At 72.1% G+C, this 20,536-nt stretch carries 19 protein-coding genes; 14 read left to right on the plus strand and 5 right to left on the minus strand.

Features of this window, described 5'->3' with window-relative positions:
* Positions 1-122 precede the first annotated feature (122 nt).
* The 6 genes from WAT24_RS02950 to WAT24_RS02975 are packed head-to-tail and all read left to right on the plus strand — an operon-like array spanning position 123 to position 7,088.
* Positions 123-1,118, plus strand: coding sequence for an AAA family ATPase (locus WAT24_RS02950; protein ID WP_336806325.1), 996 nt, complete (start codon positions 123-125; stop codon positions 1,116-1,118).
* Positions 1,115-2,035, plus strand: a complete 921-nt coding sequence (locus tag WAT24_RS02955; RefSeq protein ID WP_336806326.1) for a DUF58 domain-containing protein — start codon at positions 1,115-1,117, stop codon at positions 2,033-2,035. The genes WAT24_RS02950 and WAT24_RS02955 overlap by 4 nt, the downstream gene beginning before the upstream one ends.
* Positions 2,032-2,535: a DUF4381 family protein gene (locus WAT24_RS02960; RefSeq protein WP_336806327.1), complete on the plus strand. Its 504-nt coding sequence runs from the start codon at positions 2,032-2,034 to the stop codon at positions 2,533-2,535. The genes WAT24_RS02955 and WAT24_RS02960 overlap by 4 nt, the downstream gene beginning before the upstream one ends.
* On the plus strand, positions 2,528-3,523 hold the full coding sequence (locus WAT24_RS02965) for a VWA domain-containing protein (protein WP_336806328.1): 996 nt from the start codon (positions 2,528-2,530) through the stop codon (positions 3,521-3,523). Before WAT24_RS02960 ends, WAT24_RS02965 begins: the two co-directional genes overlap by 8 nt.
* Entirely contained in the window at positions 3,520-5,427 is a 1,908-nt protein-coding gene (locus tag WAT24_RS02970) for a tetratricopeptide repeat protein (protein ID WP_336806329.1), read from the plus strand. Before WAT24_RS02965 ends, WAT24_RS02970 begins: the two co-directional genes overlap by 4 nt.
* On the plus strand, positions 5,424-7,088 hold the full coding sequence (locus WAT24_RS02975) for a BatD family protein (RefSeq protein ID WP_336806330.1): 1,665 nt from the start codon (positions 5,424-5,426) through the stop codon (positions 7,086-7,088). The genes WAT24_RS02970 and WAT24_RS02975 overlap by 4 nt, the downstream gene beginning before the upstream one ends.
* On the opposite strand, the gene WAT24_RS02980 is transcribed toward WAT24_RS02975, so the two are convergent.
* The gene (locus WAT24_RS02980) at positions 7,075-7,599 is read right to left on the minus strand and encodes an O-acetyl-ADP-ribose deacetylase (protein WP_336806331.1); all 525 of its coding nucleotides are present in this window, start codon (positions 7,597-7,599) and stop codon (positions 7,075-7,077) included. The genes WAT24_RS02975 and WAT24_RS02980 overlap by 14 nt on opposite strands.
* Positions 7,600-7,661: 62 nt before the next feature.
* Between WAT24_RS02980 and WAT24_RS02985 the strand changes: the two genes are divergently transcribed.
* The 4 genes from WAT24_RS02985 (at position 7,662) to WAT24_RS03000 (ending at position 13,074) form a co-directional block, all read left to right on the plus strand.
* A complete protein-coding gene (locus WAT24_RS02985; RefSeq protein WP_336806332.1) occupies positions 7,662-8,117 on the plus strand; it encodes a MarR family winged helix-turn-helix transcriptional regulator in 456 nt (151 codons plus the stop codon).
* A 151-nt stretch (positions 8,118-8,268) separates the two neighbouring features.
* Positions 8,269-9,384, plus strand: coding sequence for an efflux RND transporter periplasmic adaptor subunit (locus tag WAT24_RS02990; RefSeq protein WP_336806333.1), 1,116 nt, complete (start codon positions 8,269-8,271; stop codon positions 9,382-9,384).
* Between the two features lie 60 nt (positions 9,385-9,444).
* The gene (locus WAT24_RS02995) at positions 9,445-12,543 is read left to right on the plus strand and encodes an efflux RND transporter permease subunit (RefSeq protein WP_336806334.1); all 3,099 of its coding nucleotides are present in this window, start codon (positions 9,445-9,447) and stop codon (positions 12,541-12,543) included.
* 141 nt (positions 12,544-12,684) lie between these two features.
* Positions 12,685-13,074, plus strand: coding sequence for a hypothetical protein (locus WAT24_RS03000; RefSeq protein WP_336806335.1), 390 nt, complete (start codon positions 12,685-12,687; stop codon positions 13,072-13,074).
* Positions 13,075-13,192: 118 nt separating this feature from the next.
* Here the strand turns inward: WAT24_RS03000 and WAT24_RS03005 are convergent, their stop codons facing one another.
* The 3 genes from WAT24_RS03005 to WAT24_RS03015 form a co-directional block, all read right to left on the minus strand.
* Positions 13,193-14,629 (minus strand): M20/M25/M40 family metallo-hydrolase, encoded by a 1,437-nt coding sequence (locus tag WAT24_RS03005; RefSeq protein ID WP_336806336.1) that lies wholly within the window; start codon positions 14,627-14,629, stop codon positions 13,193-13,195.
* Positions 14,630-14,754: 125 nt separating this feature from the next.
* Positions 14,755-15,156 (minus strand): large-conductance mechanosensitive channel protein MscL, encoded by a 402-nt coding sequence (mscL, locus tag WAT24_RS03010; RefSeq protein WP_336806337.1) that lies wholly within the window; start codon positions 15,154-15,156, stop codon positions 14,755-14,757.
* Positions 15,157-15,212: 56 nt separating this feature from the next.
* Positions 15,213-15,899 carry a fumarylacetoacetate hydrolase family protein gene (locus WAT24_RS03015; RefSeq protein WP_336806338.1) on the minus strand — a complete coding sequence of 229 codons (687 nt, stop codon included), beginning with the start codon at positions 15,897-15,899 and terminating at the stop codon, positions 15,213-15,215.
* 157 nt (positions 15,900-16,056) lie between these two features.
* On the opposite strand from WAT24_RS03015, the gene WAT24_RS03020 reads away from it, so the two are divergent.
* Complete coding sequence (locus WAT24_RS03020) at positions 16,057-17,289, plus strand: efflux RND transporter periplasmic adaptor subunit (protein ID WP_336806339.1); 1,233 nt, start codon at positions 16,057-16,059, stop codon at positions 17,287-17,289.
* Positions 17,290-17,291: 2 nt separating this feature from the next.
* Here WAT24_RS03020 and WAT24_RS03025 read toward each other — a convergent pair whose 3' ends face one another.
* Entirely contained in the window at positions 17,292-17,744 is a 453-nt protein-coding gene (locus WAT24_RS03025) for an aminotransferase-like domain-containing protein (RefSeq protein WP_336806340.1), read from the minus strand.
* 137 nt (positions 17,745-17,881) lie between these two features.
* Between WAT24_RS03025 and WAT24_RS03030 the strand changes: the two genes are divergently transcribed.
* The 3 genes from WAT24_RS03030 (at position 17,882) to WAT24_RS03040 (ending at position 20,530) form a co-directional block, all read left to right on the plus strand.
* Positions 17,882-18,358, plus strand: a complete 477-nt coding sequence (locus WAT24_RS03030; protein ID WP_336806341.1) for a GNAT family N-acetyltransferase — start codon at positions 17,882-17,884, stop codon at positions 18,356-18,358.
* Positions 18,359-18,665: 307 nt separating this feature from the next.
* The gene (locus WAT24_RS03035) at positions 18,666-19,352 is read left to right on the plus strand and encodes an ABC transporter ATP-binding protein (RefSeq protein ID WP_336806342.1); all 687 of its coding nucleotides are present in this window, start codon (positions 18,666-18,668) and stop codon (positions 19,350-19,352) included.
* Positions 19,353-19,363: 11 nt separating this feature from the next.
* Complete coding sequence (locus WAT24_RS03040; protein ID WP_336806343.1) at positions 19,364-20,530, plus strand: ABC transporter permease; 1,167 nt, start codon at positions 19,364-19,366, stop codon at positions 20,528-20,530.
* Positions 20,531-20,536: the final 6 nt, after the last annotated feature.

Raw genomic sequence — 20,536 nt, forward strand, 5'->3', positions numbered from 1 at the left:
GCGGCCAGGGCCGCCCCCTTTTTTTTGCGCGTGCCGAAGGTCCTGCATGGGAAGCGCGCAAGCGCGACTAAACTTCCCGCGACTACCGTGGTCAACATCACGTTCGTACGCCGGGACCTTCGATGGACATGCCGCAAACCGCCACGCCGAACCGCCTGCAGCAGGCCTTCATGCACCTGCGCGAAGAGCTGCAGCGCGAGGTCATCGGCCAGCCGCACCTGATCGACTGCCTGCTGGTCGCCCTGCTGGCGGACGGGCACCTGCTGGTCGAGGGCGCGCCGGGCCTGGCCAAGACCACCGCCGTCAAGGCGCTGGCCGCACGCATCGAGGCGGATTTCCACCGCGTGCAGTTCACGCCGGACCTGCTGCCGGCCGACCTCACCGGCACCGACGTGTTCCGCCCGCAGACCGGCAGCTTCGAGTTCGAGCGGGGGCCGCTGTTCCACAACATCGTGCTGGCCGACGAGATCAACCGCGCCCCGGCCAAGGTGCAGTCGGCGCTGCTGGAGGCGATGGCCGAGCGCCAGATCACCGTGGGCCGCAGCACCTGGCGGCTGCCCGACCTGTTCCTGGTGATGGCCACGCAGAACCCGATCGAGCAGGAAGGCACCTTCGCCCTGCCCGAGGCGCAGCTCGATCGCTTCGTGATGCACGTGACCATCGGCTACCCCGATGCGGCTTCCGAGCTCGCCATCCTCAAGCTCGCCCGCGAGCAGGCGCGCCGCAGCCTGCACCCGGCCGCACCGCCACGCGCCGTGCTTACCCAGGCCGACGTGTTCGCCGCGCGCCACGCGGCGCTCGAAGTGCACATGGCCGCGGCGCTGGAGGAATACATCGCGCAGCTGGTGCTCGCCTCGCGCGACGCCGGCCGCTACGGGCAGGAGCTCAAGCGCTGGATCGCCTGGGGCGCGAGCCCGCGCGCGACCATCGCGCTGGATCGCTGCGCCCGCGCGCATGCCTGGCTGGCCGGGCGCGATTACGTGCTGCCCGAGGACGTGCACGGCATCGCGCACGAAGTGCTGCGCCACCGCGTGCTGCTCAGTTACGAGGCCGAAGCCGAGGGTCTGCGCAGCGACCAGGTGATCGACCGCCTGCTGGATCTCGTGCCGCTGCCGTGAGCCTCGCCCTGCCGACCCGCCCCGACGGCGACGGCCGCGTCCGCGTCTCGCTCGCCGAACTGCTCGCGCTGCGCGGGCGCATCGCGCGGGTCCGTCCACCGCGCCAGGACAGCCGTGCCGCGCCCGCCGGGCCGCAGGCGAGCCGCCTGTACGGCCGCGGCATGGACTACGCCGAGTCGCGCGTCTACCAGCCCGGCGACGACGTGCGCCGGCTCGACTGGCGCCTCACCGCGCGCAGCGGCGAGCTGCACACCAAGCTGTTCCAGGAGGAGCGCGAAGGCCGCCTGCTGATCCTGCTGGATACCAACGCCAGCATGCGCTTCGGTACGCGCGCGCGCTTCAAGTCGGTGCAGGCGGCGCGCGCCGCCGCGCTGGCGGGGTGGTACGCCGCACGCGCCGGCGAGCGCGTCGGTGCGCTGGCGTTCGGCGCGAGCAGGCACCTGCTGCGGCCCCGGGGCGGCGTGCACGGCGCCACCGCGTTGTGCGGCGCGCTGGCGCACTGGGACGCGGCCGTGGGCGGCGAGGAAGAGTCCTTGTCCGATGCGCTGGCCCGCGCCGGGCGCCTGCTGCACGGCGCCAGCCGCGTGTTGCTGGTGAGCGACGGCGTAAGCTGCGATGCGTCCGCCCGCGCCCGCCTGCGTGACGTGATGCCGCGGGCCTCGCTCGCCGTGCTGGTGGTCGCCGACGCGCTGGAGCTGGCCCCGCCGCCGCCCGGGCGCTATCCGCTGGAGCACGCCGGGCAGCGCCGCGAGGTCGATCTGCACGGCGCGCGCCGGCGTGCCGAGTTCCAGCAGGCGCTGGGCGCCGGCCCGGCGCGCCTGAGCGGTCTCGCACAGGCGCTGGGCTTGCGCTGGCGCGAGATCGACACCAGCGCCGACCCCACCGACCCGGTGGTGCAATTGCTGGGGGCACGATGATCCCCGCCCCGCCCACCGACCCTGCCGGCCCCGCGCTGCGCGACATCCACCTGCCGCCGCCGCCGTCCTGGTGGCCGCCGGCGCCGGGCTGGTGGCTGCTCGCCGTCCTCGTGCTGCTGCTCGCCGTGGCCGGCTGCGTGCTCGTCCGCCGTTGGCGCCAGCGGCGGCGCCAGCGTGCGCGCATCCTCGCCGAGCTGGATGCGCTCGCTGCGCGCCACGCCCGCGACGGCGACGCCGCCCAGCTCGCGGCCGGGCTGCACCAGCTGCTGCGCCGGGTGGCGCGACGCTGGGATCCGGCCGCCGCGCAGGCGCGCGGGGCGGCCTGGCACCGCACGCTGGCGCAGGTGCCGGTCGATCCGGCCACGCTGGCACAGCTGGAAGCGCTGGACGAGGCGATCTACCGCCCGCAGCGCTACGACACGCAGGCCGCGCTGGCGGCGACCGCGCGCTGGGTGAGCGCGGCGCTCGCGCGCCGCCGGCAGGAGGCTGGGCATGCCTGACGCCTGGCCCCATTTCGCCTGGCCCTGGGTGGCCCTGCTGCTGCCGTTGCCGTGGTTGCTGCAGCGCTGGCTGCGCCCGCTCGCGCCCGGCCAGGCGCTGCACCTGCCGCACCCGGGACTGACGCTGGACGCGCTGGAGCGCCGGCCCGGGCGCAGCGCCGCCGCCTGGTGGCTCGCCCTGGCCTGGCTGTGCCTGCTGCTCGCGGCGGCGCGGCCGCAATGGGTCGGCCCGCCGCAGGCGCAGCAGCGCAGCGGCCGGGCGATGCTGCTGGCGATCGACCTGTCCGGCAGCATGCGGACCGACGACATGCAACTGGCCGGCCAGGCGGTCAGCCGCTTCGAGGCGGTGGAGGCGATCGCCAGCGACTTCATCGCGCGCCGCGGCGGAGACGAGCTGGGCCTGGTGATGTTCGGCAGCCGGGCCTTCCTGGTCACGCCGCTGACCTACGACCTCGACGCGGTGCGCGCGCAGCTGCAGGGCGCGGCCGTCGGGTTGGCCGGTACCGAGACGGCGATCGGCGACGCCATCGCCGTGGCGGTCAAGCGGCTGGCCGGCCTGCCGCAGCAGGCCCGCGTGCTGGTGCTGCTCACCGACGGCGTCAACAACGCCGGCAACATCGCGCCCGAGCAGGCCGCCGCCGCGGCCCGGGCGGCCGGTGTGCGCATCTACACGATCGGCATCGGCGCCACCCAGATGCGCGTGCCGGATTTCTTCGGCATGCGCCTGGTGAACCCGTCCGCCGACCTGGACGAAGCCATGCTGACGCGCATCGCCAACGAGACCGGCGGCCGTTTCTTCCGCGCCACCGACACGCACGAGCTGGCCGCGGCCTACCGCGCCATCGACGCGCTGGAGCCGATGCCCCAGCACGGTCCCGCGTTGCGTCCGCGGCACGAGCTGTTCCGCTGGCCGCTGGCCGCGGCGATGCTGTTGCTGCTGCTCGCACTGGTGGATCGCGCGGGCCGGCTGCGGGAGCGCGCCGCATGAGCGAAGCGCTGCACCAGTTCCATTTCCTGCGGCCGGCCTGGCTGCTGCTGTTGCTGGCCTTGCCCCTGCCGGCCTGGCTGGCGGCGCGCGGGCAGGGCGCGCGGGCCGAGCTGGAGCGGCTGGTCGACGCGGTGCTGCTGCCGCATCTGCTCTACGGCCGTGCCTACCGACGCCGGGTGCCGGTAGGGTTGCTGGGCGCCGGCTGGGTGCTGGCCGCGCTGGCCCTGGCCGGGCCGAGCTGGAGCCGCCTGCCGCAGCCGCTGTACGCCGACCGCGCTGCGCAGGTGGTGGCGATCTCGCTGTCGCGGCACATGCTCGTGCGCGACATGGCGCCCAGCCGGCTCGACCGCGCGCGCTACAAGGCCCGCGATCTGTTCGCGGCCAACCGTGACGGCCTCAACGGCCTGGTCGCCTACGCCGGCGAGGCCTTCGTCGTGGCGCCACTGACCTCGGACGCGAACAGCCTGGACGATCTGCTCGACGCGCTCGCACCCGACACCATGCCGGTCGACGGCGACGACGCGGCCGCTGCCATTGCGCGTGGCACAGCCTTGATCCGCGACGCCAGGGTGGGCGGCGGCTCGCTGGTGCTGGTCACCGACCAGGCCGACGCCGGCGCCGTGGATGCCGCGCGCCAGGCGCGTGCGCAGGGGGTACGGGTGTCGGTGCTCGGCGTGGGCACGCCGCAGGGCGGGCCGGTGCCGCTCGACGACGGCGGCTTCCTGCAGGATGCGCACGGCAAGGTGGTGATGGCCGGACGCGACGACCGCGCGCTGACCGCGCTGGCGGCCGCCGGCGGCGGACGCTACGTGCCGATCCGCGATGACCACGCCGACGTCGACGCCCTGCATGCCCTGCTGCACGACGGCGAGGTGCAGCTGGCCACCGGCCAGGCCAGCGCACAGTGGGAGGACCGCGGCCCCTGGCTGCTGCTGCCGTTGCTGCCGCTGTTCGCACTCGCGTTCCGCCGCGGCTGGCTGGTGCTGCTGCCGTTGGTGCTGCTGCCGGCGCTGCTGCCCACGCCGGCGCGGGCGTCCACCTGGCAGGACCTGTGGCTGCGCCGCGACCAGCAGGCCGCACGGGCACTGCGCGAGGGGCACCCGCAGCAGGCCCGCGCGCTCGCCCGCGATCCGGCGCTGCGTGGCGCGGCCGCCTATCGCGCCGGCGACTACGCAGCGGCAGCCCGCGACCTGCAGCCGATCCGGACCACCGACGCGCAATACAACCTCGGCAACGCGCTGGCCAAGGCGGGGCACTACCAGGAGGCCCTGGCCGCCTACGACCGCGCGCTTGCCCTCGATCCGCACAACGCCGACGCGCTGGCCAACCGCAAGGCGGTGGAAGACTGGCTGCGCCGGCAGCCGCCACCGCAGGACAACCCGGGTGACGCAGGCAACACGCAGGACAACGGCGCCTCGAAGTCACAGCAGGGACAGGGCGACGAACAGCACAAGCGCGACAGCCAAGGCAATCGCCGCGGCCAGCAGAACGAGGGTCGGCAGGACAGGCAGGGCCGGCAAGGCCAGGGCACGCAGCGTCCGGGCGAGCAGGCCGGCGCGTCGCGCAACGGCGCACAGGGCAAGCCCTCCCAGGGCGAAGCGCAGAGCCGTCCGTTGACGCCCGAACAGCAGGCCGAGCAGCGGGCGCGCGCCGCGCAGGCAGGCGAGGCGCTCAAGCGGCAGATGGATCGCGCGCTCGGCCAGCCGGGCCAGACCGGCGAGCCGAACCAGGAGCACCAGCTCGGTGCGCTCGACCAGGACGACCCGCAGGCGCGCCTGCCGGCTGAGCTGCGCCAGGCGCTGCAGCGCGTGCCCGACGACCCCGGCGCGCTGCTGCGGCGCAAGTTCGAGCTGGAGTACCGCCAGCGCCACGGCACGGCGCCCTCCGGGGAGGACCTGCCGTGAAGCGCCTGTCGTGGCTGGGCCTGTGGCTCGTACTGCTGAGCCTGCCCGTGCTGGCCGGCGCGGCCCATGTCAGCGCCTCGCTCGACCGCAGCCAGGTGCAGCTGGGCGAAACCGTCACGCTCAACCTGCGCGCCGACGGCAGCACGGGCGGCGCGCCGCCCGACCTCGGCGCGCTTGCGGGCGACTTCGACGTGCTGGGCAGCTCCAGCAACACCAGCGTGAGCATCGTCGACGGCCGGCGCAGCGTGCAGTTCATCTACGGCGTGGCCCTGCGCCCCAAGCACGTCGGCCGGCTGAGCATTCCCGCCCTGGATTTCGCCGGCGGGCGCACCCGCCCGCTCACCCTCACCGTGGTCCCGCCCGACCCCTCGGCGGCCGCCGACACCGGCAAGGACGTGTTCCTGGAGGCCACGGCCGAGCCGACGCAGGTGCGCGTGGGGCAGCAGCTGCTGTTCACCGTGCGGCTGTACTTCGCCGGCAGCCTCAGCCGCGGCTCGCTCGAGGACCCGCAACTGCCCGGCATCGACGCCCGCCGCCTGGGCAACGACCTGGACTACGAGGCCATCCGTGGTGGCCGCGCCTACCACGTGATCGAGCGGCGCTACGCGGTGATCCCGCAGCGCGCCGGCAAGGTGACCCTGCCGCCACTGCAATTCGAGGGCGAGCTGCTCGACCCCACCGACCCGGACAGCTTCTTCGCCATGGGCTCGCCGACCACCGCGGCCTCTCCGCCGGTGACCCTGGACGTGCAGCCGGTTCCGCCCGGCTGGGGCAGCAGCGCCTGGCTGCCTGCGCGCGCGCTGGATCTCACGCTCGAGGGCCTGCCGGCCGACGGCAGGCTGCGGGTGGGCCAGCCGCTGCAGCTGACCATGGCCGTGCAGGCGACCGGCTTGCCGTACGAGGCGCTGCCTGCGCTCAGCCTGCCGCGCCTGGACGGCGCCACGGTCTATCCGGACAAGCCGGTGACCAGCACGCGCAACGACGGCCGCTGGCTGACCGGGCGCCGCCAGCAGGACTTCGCCGTGGTGCCCGACCGGCCCGGTACGCTGGTGATCCCGGCCGTCACGCTGAAGTGGTGGAACGTGCAGAGCGGGCAGGCCGAAGTGGCCCGGATACCCGCGCACACGCTGGCGGTGCTGCCTTCCGCCACGACGGACGCCGCAGCACCCGTGGCGCCGCCGGCCGCGGCGGCATCCGCGCGCGCGCCCGTCGCCGCGCCGGTGCCGGCCTGGCGCGAGGTCGTGCTGCTGGTGATCACGCTGGTGCTCGCCGGCGGCGCGCTCGGCCTGCTCGGCGGGTGGCTGTGGCGGCGCCGGCGCGCGGCGCCGGTCGGGGAGGCGGCGCCTTCCACGCGCAGCCTGCGTGCCGCCTTCCTCGCCGCCGCCCGTGGCGGGGACGCGACGGCGCAGGCGCAGTCCCTGCTGGCCTGGGCACGCGCGGAGCGGCCCGGTCTCTCCACGCTGGGGGCCCTGGCCGAAGCGCTGGATTCGCCGGTGCAGTGCGAGGCGATCGAGCGCCTGCAACGCCGCCGCTTCGCCGGCCAGCCCGGCGAGGCGCAGCCGGATCTCGCGGACGCCTTCCGCGAGGGCTTCCGCTGGCGGGCGGGGGAAGACCCGGGCGACCCGCCGCTGCCGCCGCTCTACCCGTTCAAGCTGCGCTGAACACGCGCTGCCAGAGCGCGGTCATCGCCGGCGAAACGAAGCACAGGTGCACGTCGGTGGGCTCGGGCGCCTCGGCCAGGGTCCGGCGCAGGCTGCGGCAGGCGGCTTCGGCGGCCAGTTCGGGCGGATAGCCGTAGGCGCCGCAGCTGATCGCCGGGAAGGCGATCGAGCGCAGCCGGTGCTCGTACGCCAGCTGCAGGGCGTTGCGGTAGCAGGCGGCAAGCTGCGCCGGCTCGCCGTGCTCGCCCCCGCGCCAGACCGGGCCTACCGTGTGGATCACGTGGCGGGCCGGCAGGTCGAAGCCGGGCGTGATGCGCGCTTCGCCGGTGGGGCAACGCACGCCGGGCGCGACTTCGGGCAGTGCCCGGCAGGCCTCCAGCAGGCGCGCGCCGGCGCCCCGGTGGATGGCGCCGTCGACCCCGCCGCCGCCGAGCAGGGTGTGGTTGGCGGCATTGACGACGGCATCGACGGCCAGTGTGGTGAGGTCGGCGGTGAGCAGCGTGATGGACATGGCGTGTGGGTTTCGCGCCGACGGCGCTTTATCCTTGGGCATCGGGACGGAGAGACGCAACTGTGAAGCCGGAAGACATTCCCTTCGGTTACCTGCTGAGCGACGTGACCTTGCTCTTCCGCAAGCACTTCGACCGCCGCGCCGTGCGCTTCGGGCTGACCCGCGCGCAGTGGCGGGCGATCAAGATGCTGCACCACCGCCAGGAGGCCCTGCGCCAGACCGAACTGGCGGAGCTGCTGGAAATGGAGCCGATCGCCGTCGGCCGCGTGATCGACCGCCTGCAGGCCGCCGGCTTCGTCGAGCGTCGCCCGGACCCCAAGGACCGTCGGGCCTGGCGATTGCACCTGATGCCGCGTGCGCGCGCAGTGATCGACGACATGCAGGAGATCGGCCGGGGCCTGCGCAAGGACGCCACCGTGGGCATCTCCGCGGAGGAGCTGGCGCAGGCGCTGGCCGTGATCGGCCGGATCAAGGACAACCTGCAGGCGCTCGACCAGCACGAGGCCGAGCCGGAGTAGCGACCCCTGCCGTATGGCAGTGGGCCAGGCGCCGGGAGCAACGGAAAATGGTCACGACGGGTAAACCTCCGGCAGGCTACCGCGTTGTGGCATGTTCGCCGGCCGTCCGCGCCGCCCGCTGCCGGTGCCATGGCTCCCTGGATCGACCGGCATGTCCCCGAAGAAAATCGTCCTCCTGCTCGCCATCCTCGTCCTGGTCGCCGTCGGTGCCCGGCTGGCCTGGCATCCGCGGCCGGCGCCGGCGACGGGTGCCGGAAGCGGCGACCCGGTGCCGGTCCGGGTGGCGGTGGCGAAGCGCGGGCCGCTGGACCTGACCTTGCGGCTCGTCGGCCGGGCGGAGGCCTGGTCCACCGTCACCGTGCGCGCGCAGGTGTCCGGGCAACTGGAGTCGCTGGCGTTCGAGCCCGGCAGCCGGGTCAGGAAGGGCCAGCTGCTGGCGCAGCTCGACACGCGCCTGCTCCAGGCGCAGCTCGACCAGGCCCGCGGTGCCGTCGCGCGCGACCAGGCGCAACTGCAGAAGGCCCAGGCCGACCGCAGGCGCTATGCCGACATGCTTGCCAAGGGCTACGTCTCCCGGGCCGATTTCGACACCTATCAGGCCAACCTGGCCGTGGCGCAGGCGGCGCTGCAGAGCGACCGCGCGGCGCAGGAGCTGGCGCAGACCCAGCTGGACTACGCACGCATCGTGGCGCCGTTCGACGGCGTCACCGGCGCGCCGCTGGTATGGCCCGGCGCGCAGGTGGGCGCGCAGGCCACCGACATCGTCGTGCTCAACCAGGTGCAACCGATCCGGGTCGCCTTCAGCCTGCCCGAGGCCAGCCTCGGCGCGGTGCGCGAGGCGCTGGCCCGCGGCCCGGTGCAGGTGCGCGCCACGCTGCCGGGCAACGACGTTGGAGCGCCCCTGGCCGGCACGCTCGAGTTCGTCGACAACGCGGTCGACCCCGCGACCGGCACGATCCTGCTCAAGGCACGCTTCGACAACCCGGACCTGCGGCTGACCCCCGGCCAGTTCGTGCAGGTGACCCTGCCGACCACGCGCATCGCCGACGCGGTGACCGTGCCGGTGGTCGCCATGCAGAGCTCCTCGCGCGGCAGCTTCGTGTTCGTGGTCGGGCCGGACGGCAAGGTGGAGCAGCGCTACGTGACGCCTGGGCCGGTGGCGGCGGGCCGGCAGGTCATCGACAAGGGCCTGCAGGCCGGCGAGCGGGTGGTGACCGAGGGCCAGATGCTGCTGGTCGAGGGAGCCAAAGTCCGTGTCGCCTCCTGATCCATGGGCCTCCCCTCCCGCGCGGGGAGAGGAACGACGCACAGGTAAGCCGGTTTCCGCATGAACATCCCCCAGCTCTGCATCCGCCGCCCGGTGATGACCACGCTGCTGATGGCCGCGCTGCTGGTGTTCGGCCTCGCCGCCTATCCGCGCCTGCCGGTGAACGAGCTGCCCAACGTCGACTTCCCGACGATCAGCATCAGCGCGAGCCTGCCCGGCGCGTCGCCCGAGACCATGGCTTCCGCGGTAGCGACGCCGCTGGAGGGGCAGCTGTCCACCATCGCCGGCATCCAGTCGATGAGTTCGACCAGCGCGCTGGGCTCGACTTCCATCACGCTGACCTTCGAGCTCGACCGCAACATCGACGCCGCCGCGCAGGACGTGCAGGCGGCGATTTCCTCCGCGCTGCGCCAGCTGCCGAGGGAGATGACCACGCCACCGACCTTCCGCAAGGTCAACCCGGCCGACTCCCCGATCCTCTACCTCGCGATGAGTTCCTCCACGCTGCCACTCACGCAGGTGGACCAGTTCGCCGAGACCGAACTGGCGCAGCAGCTGTCGATGGTCGACGGCGTGGCGCAGGTCAACGTGTACGGCTCGCAGAAGTACGCCGTGCGCATCAGCCTCGACCCGGACCGGCTCGCCGCCAGCGGCATCGGCATCGACCAGGTGCAGGCGGCGGTGGCCGATGCCAACGTCAACCAGGCCACCGGCTCGCTTTACGGCCGCCGCCAGCAGCTGCCGATCCGCAGCGACGGCCAGCTCCGGCGCGCGGCCGCCTACAACGACGTGGTGGTGGCCTGGCGCAACGGCGCGCCGGTGCGCGTGGGGGACCTCGGCCAGGCACGCGACAGCGTGCAGGACGACCAGCGCGCCAGCTGGTTCAACGGCGAGCGCGCCATCGTGCTGGCGATCCAGCGCCAGCCGGGCGCCAATACGGTGGAGACGGTCGACCGCATCAAGTCGGTGCTGCCCGGCTTCGAGGCGGGCCTGCCGCCGTCGGTGAAGCTGCAGGTGCTGTACGACCGCTCGCGGTCGATCCGCGAGTCGGTCGACGACGTGCAGTTCACCCTGCTGCTGGCCGGCGTGCTGGTGGTGCTGGTGATCTACCTGTTCCTGGGCAACCTGTCGGCCACGCTGATCCCGGCGATCGCCCTGCCGATCTCGGTGATCGGCACCTTCGGCGCGATGTACGCGCTCGGCTACAGCCTGGACAACCTCTCGCTGCTGGCGCTCACGCTCGCGGTCGGCTTCGTGGTGGACGACGCCATCGTGATGCTGGAGAACATCGTGCGCCACATCGAGGCCGGCGAGCCGCCGTACGAGGCGGCCATCCGGGGCGCCGGCGAGATCGGCTTCACCATCTTCTCGATGACGCTGTCGCTGATCGCCGTGTTCATCCCGGTGATGTTCATGGGCGGCATCGTGGGGCGGCTGTTCCACGAGTTCGCGGTGACCATCAGCGTGGCGATCCTGATCTCGGGCATCGTCGCGATCACGCTGACGCCGATGCTGTGCAGCCGCTTCGTCAAGGCGCACGACCACGCGGACAAGAATTGGCTGGTCGGCGGCTTCGACCGCGGCTTCTCGGCGGTGCAGCGCGGCTACCTGGCGAGCCTGCGCTGGTGCATGGACCGTCCGCGGCTGGTGCTGTTCGCGTTCGCGGCGAGCCTGGCGGTGACCGCGTGGCTGTTCGTCGCGGCGCCCAAGGACTTCATTCCGGCCGGCGACACCGGCCAGCTGCGCGTGAACACCGAGGGCCCCGAGGACGTCTCCTTCGACGCCATGGTGGCGCGCCAGCAGCGCCTGGCCGACATCGTCGCGAACGACCCCAACATCGCCGGCTACATGTCCAGCGTCGGCGCCGGCGGCTCACGGGCCACGATCAACAACGGCTCGATCCTGCTGCTGCTCAAGCCCGCCCGCGAGCGCAGGCTCGACGTCGACGCGGTGGGCCAGGAACTGCGCCGCAAGTTCGCGCAAGTGCCCGGCATCCGCACCTACATCCAGAATCCGCCGTCGATCCGGGTGGGCGGGCGGCAAAGCAAGTCCGAATACCAATACACGCTGCAGTCGGTCGACCTGCGGGCGCTGTACGACTGGTCGACCAGGGTCACGCGTGCTTTCGCCACGCTGCCGGGCTTCCAGGACGTCACCAACGACCTGGACCTCAACAGCCCCTCCATCGTGGTCGAGGTCGACCGCGACCGGCTGGCGCCGCTGGGCCTGACCATGGCGCAGGTACAGAGCGCGTTGGGCGCGGCCTTCGGCGAGAACCAGGTGTCCACCATCTACGGCGCGGCCACGCAGTACTGGGTGATCCTGCAGGTGGAGCGCACCCTGCAGGACGACCCGGCGGTGCTCTCGCGCCTCTACGTCACCTCCGGCAGCGGCCGGCTGGTGCCGCTGGACACGGTCGCGCGCTTCGTGCGCAAGCCGCAGGTGCTCACCGTCAACCACCAGGGCCAGCTGCCGGCCGTCACCGTCTCGTTCAACCTCGCGCCCGGGGTGAGCCTGGGCGAGGCGGTCGGCGAGATCGACGCGGCGATGGCGAAGATGGGACTGCCGGCCACGATCAGCGGCAGTGTGCAGGGCACGGCGCAGGCGTTCCAGGATTCCATGCAGGGCATGGGCCTGCTGCTCCTGCTCGCGGTGTTCGTCATCTACCTGGTGCTGGGCATCCTGTACGAGAGCTTCATCCACCCGCTGACGATCCTCTCCGGCCTGCCGGCGGCGGCGGTGGGCGCGCTGCTCACGCTGGTGCTGTTCGGCGCCTCGCTGGACCTGTTCGCCTTCGTCGGCATCGTGATGCTGATCGGCATCGTCAAGAAGAACGCGATCATGCTGATCGACTTCGCGCTGGAGCGGCAGCGCGAGGAGGGCATGGCGCCTGCGCAGGCGATCGCCGATGCCTGCCGCGTGCGCTTCCGTCCGATCATGATGACCACCATGGCCGCCTTCGCCGGCACGCTGCCAATCGCACTGGGCGTCGGCGCGGGCGCCGACGTGCGTCGGCCGCTGGGCCTGGCGGTGGTCGGCGGCCTGGTGGTCTCGCAGGTGCTCACGCTCTACCTGACGCCGGTGATCTACCTGGCGCTGGACCGGCTGCGCGCGCGGCTGGCCGGTCGCGGCCAGGCGCTTCCCGCGAGCGGTCGCTGACCAGGCGCCGGGCGGTCCCGTTCGGCGGAGGCGGACGGTCCGCGCGACCGGATCGGCCTCGGATCAGGCGGGGCGGCTTCACGCTCGCGCCAGCTTCAGACGTCCTGCGCTAGGGTGGCAGGGCCGTCCATGGAGATCGCCATGACACGCTTCACCTTCGCCGCGCTGACGACCTTTTCCGTACTGGCAGGCGCCGGTTGCGCGACCCGCGCGAGCGAGCCGGGGCTGCTCGACGATGCGTCCCTGCAGGCGTATGCGGCAAGGCCTTTCGACAAGCCGGCGATGATGGGGCGGACCGTCGAACTGGGCCGCAACCATGGCCTGCCCGTGGTCGCCGAGTTCCCGTGTGCGGACGTCTGCCCGCAGTACACCGTGCGGATCGTCCACTACCGCCTGCCCGAGGGCACCGACTGCGAGGCGGCCGGCGGCGTGGAGAAGACGGTCGGGGTGCCGGTGGCGATCGCCGTGCTGCCGAAGACCTTCTGCGTGCCGAAGGTGCTGGCCGGCAGCGGCAACTACTTCACGCGCTGAGCTTCGCGCAGAGCACCGCGAGCGAGCTCGCTCCTACGGATGGTCGGTGGCAGCGAGCCGGCTCGCGATTTCCCGTGGCGGTCCCGACCCTGCCGGAGACCGGGCCGGGACGATGCGCTCAGTCCCCTGCGCCGTCGTCGGCGAAGGCGCCCGGCGCGGAGCCGAAGTCGCCGTCGGCCTGCGCGGCCATGTACGAGAACGCCGCGTACACCGCCACGTTCTGCGCCAGGTCCTTCGGGTCGATCTTGTCGAGGGTGTCGTTGGCGGTGTGGTGCCAGTCGAAGTAGTAGGTGCCGTCCTGGGTCAGCGACAGCGCGGCCATGCCCTTGGCGTGCATCTGCGACAGATCCGAGCCGCCGCCGCCCGGCCGCTTGGCGTCGTAGGCCACGCCGATCGGCGCCAGCACCCTGGCGATCTGCTCGATCGCGCCGCGCGCCTGTGGCTTGACGCTCGCGCTCATGCGCCAGACCTTGCCCGAACCGAAGTCCGATTCGGTGCCGAGCTGGAACTTGCCCACCTCGCCGGCGTGCTTGTCGGCGTAGGCGCGGCCGCCCCACAGGCCCATCTCCTCGTTGGCGAAGGCGATCACGCGGATGGTGCGGTCCGGGCGCTGCGGCAGGTCGCGGATCAGCTTGCCGGCCGCCATGGCGATGGCGACGCCGGCGGCATCGTCGATCGCGCCGGTGCCGAGGTCCCAGGAATCCAGGTGGCCGCCGATCGCCACGACCTGGTCGGGATACCTGGCGCCGGTGACCTCGCCGATCACGTTGGCGCCGGTGTACTCGCCCTCGATGCCGCAGTCGAGGTCCAGCTTCACCGTGACCGGCTTGCCGTAGCCGAGCACGCGGGTGAGCTGGTCGGCGTCCGGGTTGGACAGGGCGGCGGCCGGGATCGTCTTGGCCGGATCACGGAAGCCGGTCACGCCGGCGTGCGGCGTGCGGCTGTTCGGATCGGTGCCCGCCGAGCGCAGCAGGAAGCCGGCGGCGCCCTTGGCCTGTGCGATCACCGGGCCCTGCGTGCGGATCGGCGAGCCGATGCCGTAGTCGTGGCCGTCCTTGTGGCGCTGCATGCGGAAGTCGACGTAGACGATCTTGCCCTTGACCGTCGCCGGGTCGGCCGCCTTGAGCGCATCCAGGCTCTCGAAACGCACCACCTGCGCGGTCAGTCCGCCCTTGGGCGTGCCCGGCGAATAGCCCAGCGCGGTGAGCACCAGCGACTGCGGGAACGGCGAGACGATCGCGCCGTGCTCGCTGCGGCGCACCCACTTCGGGTAGGTCACCGGCTCGGTGTAGACCTTGTCGAAGCCCAGCGCCTTGAACTTGGCGATCGCCCAGTCCACGCCGCGCTGGTCCGCCGGACTGCCGGCCAGGCGCTGTCCCACCTCGGTGGTCAGCGACTCGACGATGCGGTAGCCGGTGTCGTCGTGCATGGCCTTGTCGCGCAGCCGTTCGGCCGTCTTTACGGCTGCCGCCGGAATGACCGTGTCGGCGGCGCTGGCGGCGCCGCCTGCGAGCAGCAGGGCGGCGGCGAGCAGGGTGAGGGAAGGTCGGCGCATCGGGGGGACTCCACTGGGGATGAACGCCCGATTATTGGGGCCGCGACAGGTACTGGCGTAGGCCAGAAGTCACGGATCGCGTGCCGCGCCGCCTCTCTCGGCCGGGTAGAGGGGCGGCGGGAAGGCTAGGCCTTGTTCCGCAGCAGGTCGCGGATCTCGGTGAGCAGTGCCACCTCCGCCGGCGGGGCGGCGGGCGCCTCCTCGGGCTTGTGCGTGATGCGGTTGATCGCCTTGACCAGCAGGAAGATCACGAAGGCGATGATCAGGAAGGTGATCACCGTATTGATGAAGGCGCCATACTGGATCGCCACCTCGGCCGTCCTGGTCGCCGGATCGGCCGGCTTGAGCACCCACTTGAGCCGCGAGAAGTCGACCCCGCCGGTGACCAGGCCGATCGGCGGCATCAGCACCTGGTCGACCAGCGAACTGACGATCTTGCCGAAGGCGCCGCCGATCACCACGCCGACGGCGAGGTCGATGACGTTGCCGCGCATCGCGAATTTCTTGAACTCCTCGAGCATGCTCATGCCAGGTCCTCCGGTGGTGGATGCGGACGAACTGTAGCGCGGCCGGGCCGGCCGGTTCAGACGATGCGGCCTTCCAGCACGGCGATGCCCTCCAGCTCGGCGCGGAAGCGGTCGCCGCGCTGCAGCGCCGCGACGCCGGCGGGGGTGCCGGTGAAGACCAGGTCGCCGGCCTTCAGCTCGAACAGCCGCGACAGTGCGGCGAGGATCGCCGGCACGTCGTGAATCATCGCGTCCAGCCGGGTGTCCTGCCGCAACTGGCCGTTCACCGCGAGGCTCAGCCGCGTCTGCGGGCCGGGCTGGCCCTGCGCGGCCGGGCGCAGCGCCGACACCGGCGCGGAATGGTCGAACGCCTTGGCCACGTCCCAGGGGTGGCCCTTGGCCTTGGCCTGTGCCTGCAGGTCGCGCCGGGTGAGGTCCAGCCCCACGCCGTAGCCGAAGATCAGACCGGCCGTGGCGGCGGCGTCGAGGTCGCGGCCGCCGCCGGCCAGCGCCACCACCATCTCCAGCTCGTGGTGCAGATCGCCGGTTGCCGACGGGTAGGGCACGTCGGCGCCGTCGGCGACCACCGCGTCGGCCGGCTTGCAGAAGAACATCGGCTGTTCGCGGTCCACGGTAACGCCCATTTCGCGCGCATGGTCGGCGTAGTTGCGGCCTATGCAGAAAATGCGCCGCACCGGAAAGCGCGCATCGGTGCCGAGCACCGGCAGGCTGGGTGCGGCGGGCGCGGGAATGACGTAGGACATCGGCTGCCTCTCGGTGCATCATGGACGGGCGGCAGGATACGGCCGGCGAACGCAGATGACACCTGTCACTCGCGACGGTTGATGGCGCGGTCTGCCGCCGGCGGCCGGCTTGCCGCATCGTGTGCATCCTGCAACCGGACGGCAGTTGGGGAACGCGGTGGACAACGGAGACCTGCTCAGGCAGCTGAAGATCGAGCGCAACCAGCGTGAGGAGCACGTCGGCGGGCGCACCCGCTGGCCCTGGATCGCCGGCGCGGTCGCGCTGGTGCTGCTCCTGCTGGCCGCGGCGGGCTGGTGGGCCCTCGCGCACCGCGCCATCGCCGTGCGTACGGCGGCAGCCGTGGCGCCCAGCGCCGGCAGCGACGCCGGCGCCGTGCTGCAGGCCACCGGCTACGTCACGGCGCGGCGGCAGGCGACGGTGTCGGCGCAGATCACCGGCACGCTCACCCAGGTGCTGATCGAGGAAGGCGACCACGTGGCCAAGGGTCAGGTGCTGGCCCGCCTGGAAGACAGCGCCTATCGCGCCAACCTGGAAGCGGCGCAGGCCAGCGCACGTGCCGCGCAGGCCCAGGTCGTCCAGTTGCAGGCACAGCTCGCGCAGGCCCGCCACGATGCCGCGCGCCAGGAAGCCCTGGTCGGGCGGGGCCTGGTCGCGAAGCAGGCGGCCGAGCAGGCGCGCACCCAGGTCGATGCGCTCGCCGCCCAGCTCGTCGCCCAGCGCAAGCAGGCCGAGGCCGCGCAGGCCCAGGCACAGGTGGCGCAGGTCAACTTCGACTACACCGTGGTGCGCGCCCCGTTCGCGGGCGTGGTCACCGACAAGGCCGCACAGGTGGGCGAGATCATCTCGCCGCTGTCGGCCGGCGGCGGCTTCACCCGCACCGGCGTGGGCACCATCGTGGACATGGATTCGCTCGAAGTGGACGTGGACGTCAACGAGGCCTACATCGGCCGCGTGCAGGCCGGCATGCCGGCCGAGGCGGTGCTCGACGCCTATCCGGACTGGCGCATCCCCGCACACGTGATCGCGATCGTACCGGCCGCCGACCGCGGCAAGGCCACGGTGAAGGTGCGCGTGGCGCTGGAGAAGAAGGACGCGCGGATCGTGCCGGACATGGGCGTGCGCGTGTCGTTCCTGGAGGCGCGGCCGACGAACCTCGCGCAGGCGCCGCGCGGCGTGCTGGTGCCGGCGGCGGCCGTGGTGCAGCGCGACGGCCAGCCGGTAGTCTTCGTGGTGCAGGGCGATCGCGTGCGGCAGCGCCGCGTGCAACCTCAGCCGATGGGCGAACAGCGCCTGCTGCCGGAGAACGTGCAGCCGGGCGATGCGGTCGTCGTCTCGCCGCCAGCCGAACTACGCGACGGCAGTGCGGTGGACGTGTCGGTGGGGCATTAGCATCAGGCGGCCACCGCTTCCGGCAACGTGCGCAGGCAGTGGCCCAGCAACGCCACCGCCGCCTTCAGTTCCGCCACCGACAAGCCGGCGTAGCCCAGCAACAAGCCCGCCCGCGGCGGCGGCGAGAAGTACGAAGGCGCGGTCGAGTGCAGCCCCGGTCCCTGGGTGAGGGCGTGTTCGATCAGCGCCTGGCGTCGGGCGTGGTCCATGTCGCGCAGCCACACCACCAGGTGCATGCCCGCGTGCGAGTCCTGCAGTTCGATGCGATCGCCCAGATGCCTGCGCAGGCTGTCGACCAGTGCCGTCCGTCGGTTCCTGAGCATCTGCGACGCGCGCCGCAGATGCCGCTCGAAGGCGCCGTTGCGCATGAAGTTCGCCAGGGCGGCCTGCTCGATCGACGACAAACCCATGACGTCGAGCCACTTGCTGAAATCGTCGTCGAGCGCGTTCGGCACGGGGCCGCCGCGCCGTCGTTGTCCGGCAAGAGCGCTAACTGCGGGCCGTGTTCGGCGAGACCTGCCTGCGGTACAGCCGGCGCGTGCGCCGGTGGTTATGATCCGCTTCGCCCCATGTGCATCGCGGAGGCTTTCGGATGATCCTCGTACGCGCCGCGGCGGACCTGGACGCGGCGCGGGCCGTCGACGTGGTCCGGCGTTCCATCGCCGACCTGTGCCGGCGCGATCCCTGTCTCGGCCCGGACACCCTCCAGCGCTGGCTCGCGAACAAGACCCCGGAGAACTTTCTGGCCTGGATCGCCCATGCGCAGAGCTACTGTGCGGTCGGCGAGATCGACGGCATCCCGGCCGGCGTCGGCTTGTTGCGCCGTTCCGGCGAGATCCAGCTCTTCTACGTCGCGCCCGAAGCGCAACGCCAGGGGCTCGGCCGCGCGATCCACGATGCCGTGGAGGCACAGGCGCGCCACTGGAACCTGGATGGTCTGCATCTGTGCAGCACCACCCTGGCCCGTCCGTTCTACGAAGCGTTGGGCTACCGCGCCTGCGGCCCCGAACGGCGGTTGTTCGGCGAACTGCGCTGCCATCCCTACCGCAAGCCGTTGGAGCGCATCTAGCCCGGCTGTCGGTACCGCGCGCCGCGCCGCGATCGGTCGCGGCCGGCACCGCCGGTTGCCGCGCCCGTTGCTTCCGCGCCGGACTGCCCGCACCATCGCGTCGATCGCCGGCCGCACCTGGCGCCGGCGCCGGACGGCCCGGCATTCGCGGGTGACAGCTGTCAGGAGCGACACTTGATCTTTCGCTCTTCGGGGCATGCCCCGACATGGGTCATGCTGGCCGTACTGCCGCATGCGGCTGCAGCGCAGTGGGCGGCGCCCGGCACCGGCCCGCCGACCGCCACCGGACACGCCAAGGGAGAACGCTATGGGGACGCTGATCGAAATCCGTGACCTGGCCAAGGTCTACGCGCGTGGCAAGCAGAAGGTGGAGGTGCTGCACCACATCGACCTGGATATCGCCGAGGGCGACTTCCTGGCGCTGATGGGGCCCTCCGGCTCGGGCAAGACCACCCTGCTCAACCTCATCGGCGGGCTGGACACGCCGACCGGCGGCAGCATCAGCGTGGGCGGCCAGCGCATCGACCAGCTCGGCGCCGGGGCGCTGGCGAAGTGGCGAGCGGCCAACGTCGGCTTCGTGTTCCAGTTCTACAACCTGATGCCGATGCTCTCGGCGCAGCGCAACGTGGAGCTGCCGCTGCTGCTGACCAAGCTGTCCGCCAGCGAGCGGCGCCAGCGCGCGTCCATCGCGTTGCAGCTGGTCGGCCTGGGCGAGCGCGCGACGCACAAGCCCAACGAGCTTTCCGGCGGCCAGCAGCAGCGCGTGGCGATCGCCCGCGCGATCGTCTCCGACCCGATGCTGCTGGTCTGTGACGAGCCGACCGGCGACCTCGACCGCCAGTCCGCCGAGGACGTGCTGGGCCTGCTGCGCACGCTCAACCGCGAGCACGGCAAGACCATCGTGATGGTCACCCACGACCCGAAGGCCGCCGAATACGCCAATCACACCCTGCACCTGGACAAGGGCACGCTGGTCGAACAGGCGATGGCCTGAGGAGGCGAGCCATGAAATACCTGCACCTGATCTGGGCCGCGCTGTGGCGGCGCAAGGCGCGCACCTTCCTCACGCTCGTGTCGATCCTGGCGGCATTCCTGCTGTTCGGCATGCTCGACGGGGTGCGCAACAGCTTCGCCAACGCCGGCAAGAGTGCGGCGGGTGCCGAGCGCCTGCAGACCGGCTCGAAGCTGTCGTTCATCCAGCCGCTGCCGTCCGCCCTGCAGGCGCGGATCGCGCAGGTGCCCGGCGTGAAGGACGTGGCCTACGCCAACTGGTTCGGTGGCGCCTACCAGGACCCGCACAACCAGATCTTCACCTTCGCGGTGAGCCCGAACTACATCGACATCTACCCCGAGATCAGCGTGTCGCCGGCCGAGCGCAAGGCGTTCGACGCCACCCGCACCGGCGTGCTGGTCGGTGACGTGCTGGCCAGGAAGTACCACTGGAAGGTCGGCGACAAGCTGCCCCTGCAGTCGAACATCTTTCCCAACCGCGACGGCAGCAAGAACTGGAGCTTCGACATCGTCGGCATCATGCATGCCACCAAGCCGGACGAGCAGCAGTTCCTGCAGGGCGGCATCCTGATGCACTGGAAGTACTTCGACGAGTCCAACCCCTACAACCAGGGGCAGGTCGGCTGGTACGTCACCCGGGTCGCGGATGCCAGCCAGTCCGATCGCGTGGCCAAGGCCATCGACGCGCTCTCGGCCAATTCCGACCATGAGACCAAGACGCAGACCGAGCAGGCGGCGATGGCCTCGTGGCTCAAGCAGATGGCCGACATCGGCTTCATCGTCGTGTCGATCATGGGCGCGGTGTTCTTCACCCTGCTGCTGCTGACCGGCAACACCATGGCGCAGGCGGTGCGCGAGCGCACCTCCGAGCTGGCGGTGCTCAAGACGCTGGGCTTCTCCAGTTCCGGCGTGCTCGGCCTGGTGCTGGCCGAGTCGGTGCTGCTGGTGCTGCTGGGCGGCGTGCTCGGGTTGGGTCTGGCCTCGCTGCTCGGTCCCATGCTCAGCGCCGGCAGCGGCGGCATGGTCAACATGCCCCCGGTGGGCCTGGGCAGCTGGCTGCTGGGCCTGGGCCTGATGGTCGGGATCGGCCTGCTGGTCGGCGCGTTGCCGGCCATGCGGGCAATGCGCCTGAACATCGTCGATGCGCTGGCCGGGCGCTGAGGAGAT

Origin of the sequence: Fulvimonas yonginensis (assembly GCF_037137055.1) — a bacterium.
Taxonomy (GTDB): domain Bacteria; phylum Pseudomonadota; class Gammaproteobacteria; order Xanthomonadales; family Rhodanobacteraceae; genus Frateuria_A; species Frateuria_A yonginensis.

Coding starts and splice junctions, on each gene's coding strand:
- WAT24_RS02960 (WP_336806327.1), top strand. CDS start 2,032: ATGATCCCCGCCCCGCCCACCGACCCTGCCGGCCCCGCGCTGCGCGAC.
- WAT24_RS02995 (WP_336806334.1), top strand. CDS start 9,445: ATGAACATCCCCCAGCTCTGCATCCGCCGCCCGGTGATGACCACGCTG.
- WAT24_RS03000 (WP_336806335.1), top strand. CDS start 12,685: ATGACACGCTTCACCTTCGCCGCGCTGACGACCTTTTCCGTACTGGCA.
- WAT24_RS03040 (WP_336806343.1), top strand. CDS start 19,364: ATGAAATACCTGCACCTGATCTGGGCCGCGCTGTGGCGGCGCAAGGCG.
- WAT24_RS03030 (WP_336806341.1), top strand. CDS start 17,882: ATGATCCTCGTACGCGCCGCGGCGGACCTGGACGCGGCGCGGGCCGTC.
- mscL (WP_336806337.1), bottom strand. CDS start 15,156: ATGAGCATGCTCGAGGAGTTCAAGAAATTCGCGATGCGCGGCAACGTC.
- WAT24_RS02980 (WP_336806331.1), bottom strand. CDS start 7,599: ATGTCCATCACGCTGCTCACCGCCGACCTCACCACACTGGCCGTCGAT.
- WAT24_RS03035 (WP_336806342.1), top strand. CDS start 18,666: ATGGGGACGCTGATCGAAATCCGTGACCTGGCCAAGGTCTACGCGCGT.
- WAT24_RS02990 (WP_336806333.1), top strand. CDS start 8,269: ATGTCCCCGAAGAAAATCGTCCTCCTGCTCGCCATCCTCGTCCTGGTC.
- WAT24_RS03015 (WP_336806338.1), bottom strand. CDS start 15,899: ATGTCCTACGTCATTCCCGCGCCCGCCGCACCCAGCCTGCCGGTGCTC.
- WAT24_RS02950 (WP_336806325.1), top strand. CDS start 123: ATGGACATGCCGCAAACCGCCACGCCGAACCGCCTGCAGCAGGCCTTC.
- WAT24_RS02970 (WP_336806329.1), top strand. CDS start 3,520: ATGAGCGAAGCGCTGCACCAGTTCCATTTCCTGCGGCCGGCCTGGCTG.
- WAT24_RS03005 (WP_336806336.1), bottom strand. CDS start 14,629: ATGCGCCGACCTTCCCTCACCCTGCTCGCCGCCGCCCTGCTGCTCGCA.
- WAT24_RS02965 (WP_336806328.1), top strand. CDS start 2,528: ATGCCTGACGCCTGGCCCCATTTCGCCTGGCCCTGGGTGGCCCTGCTG.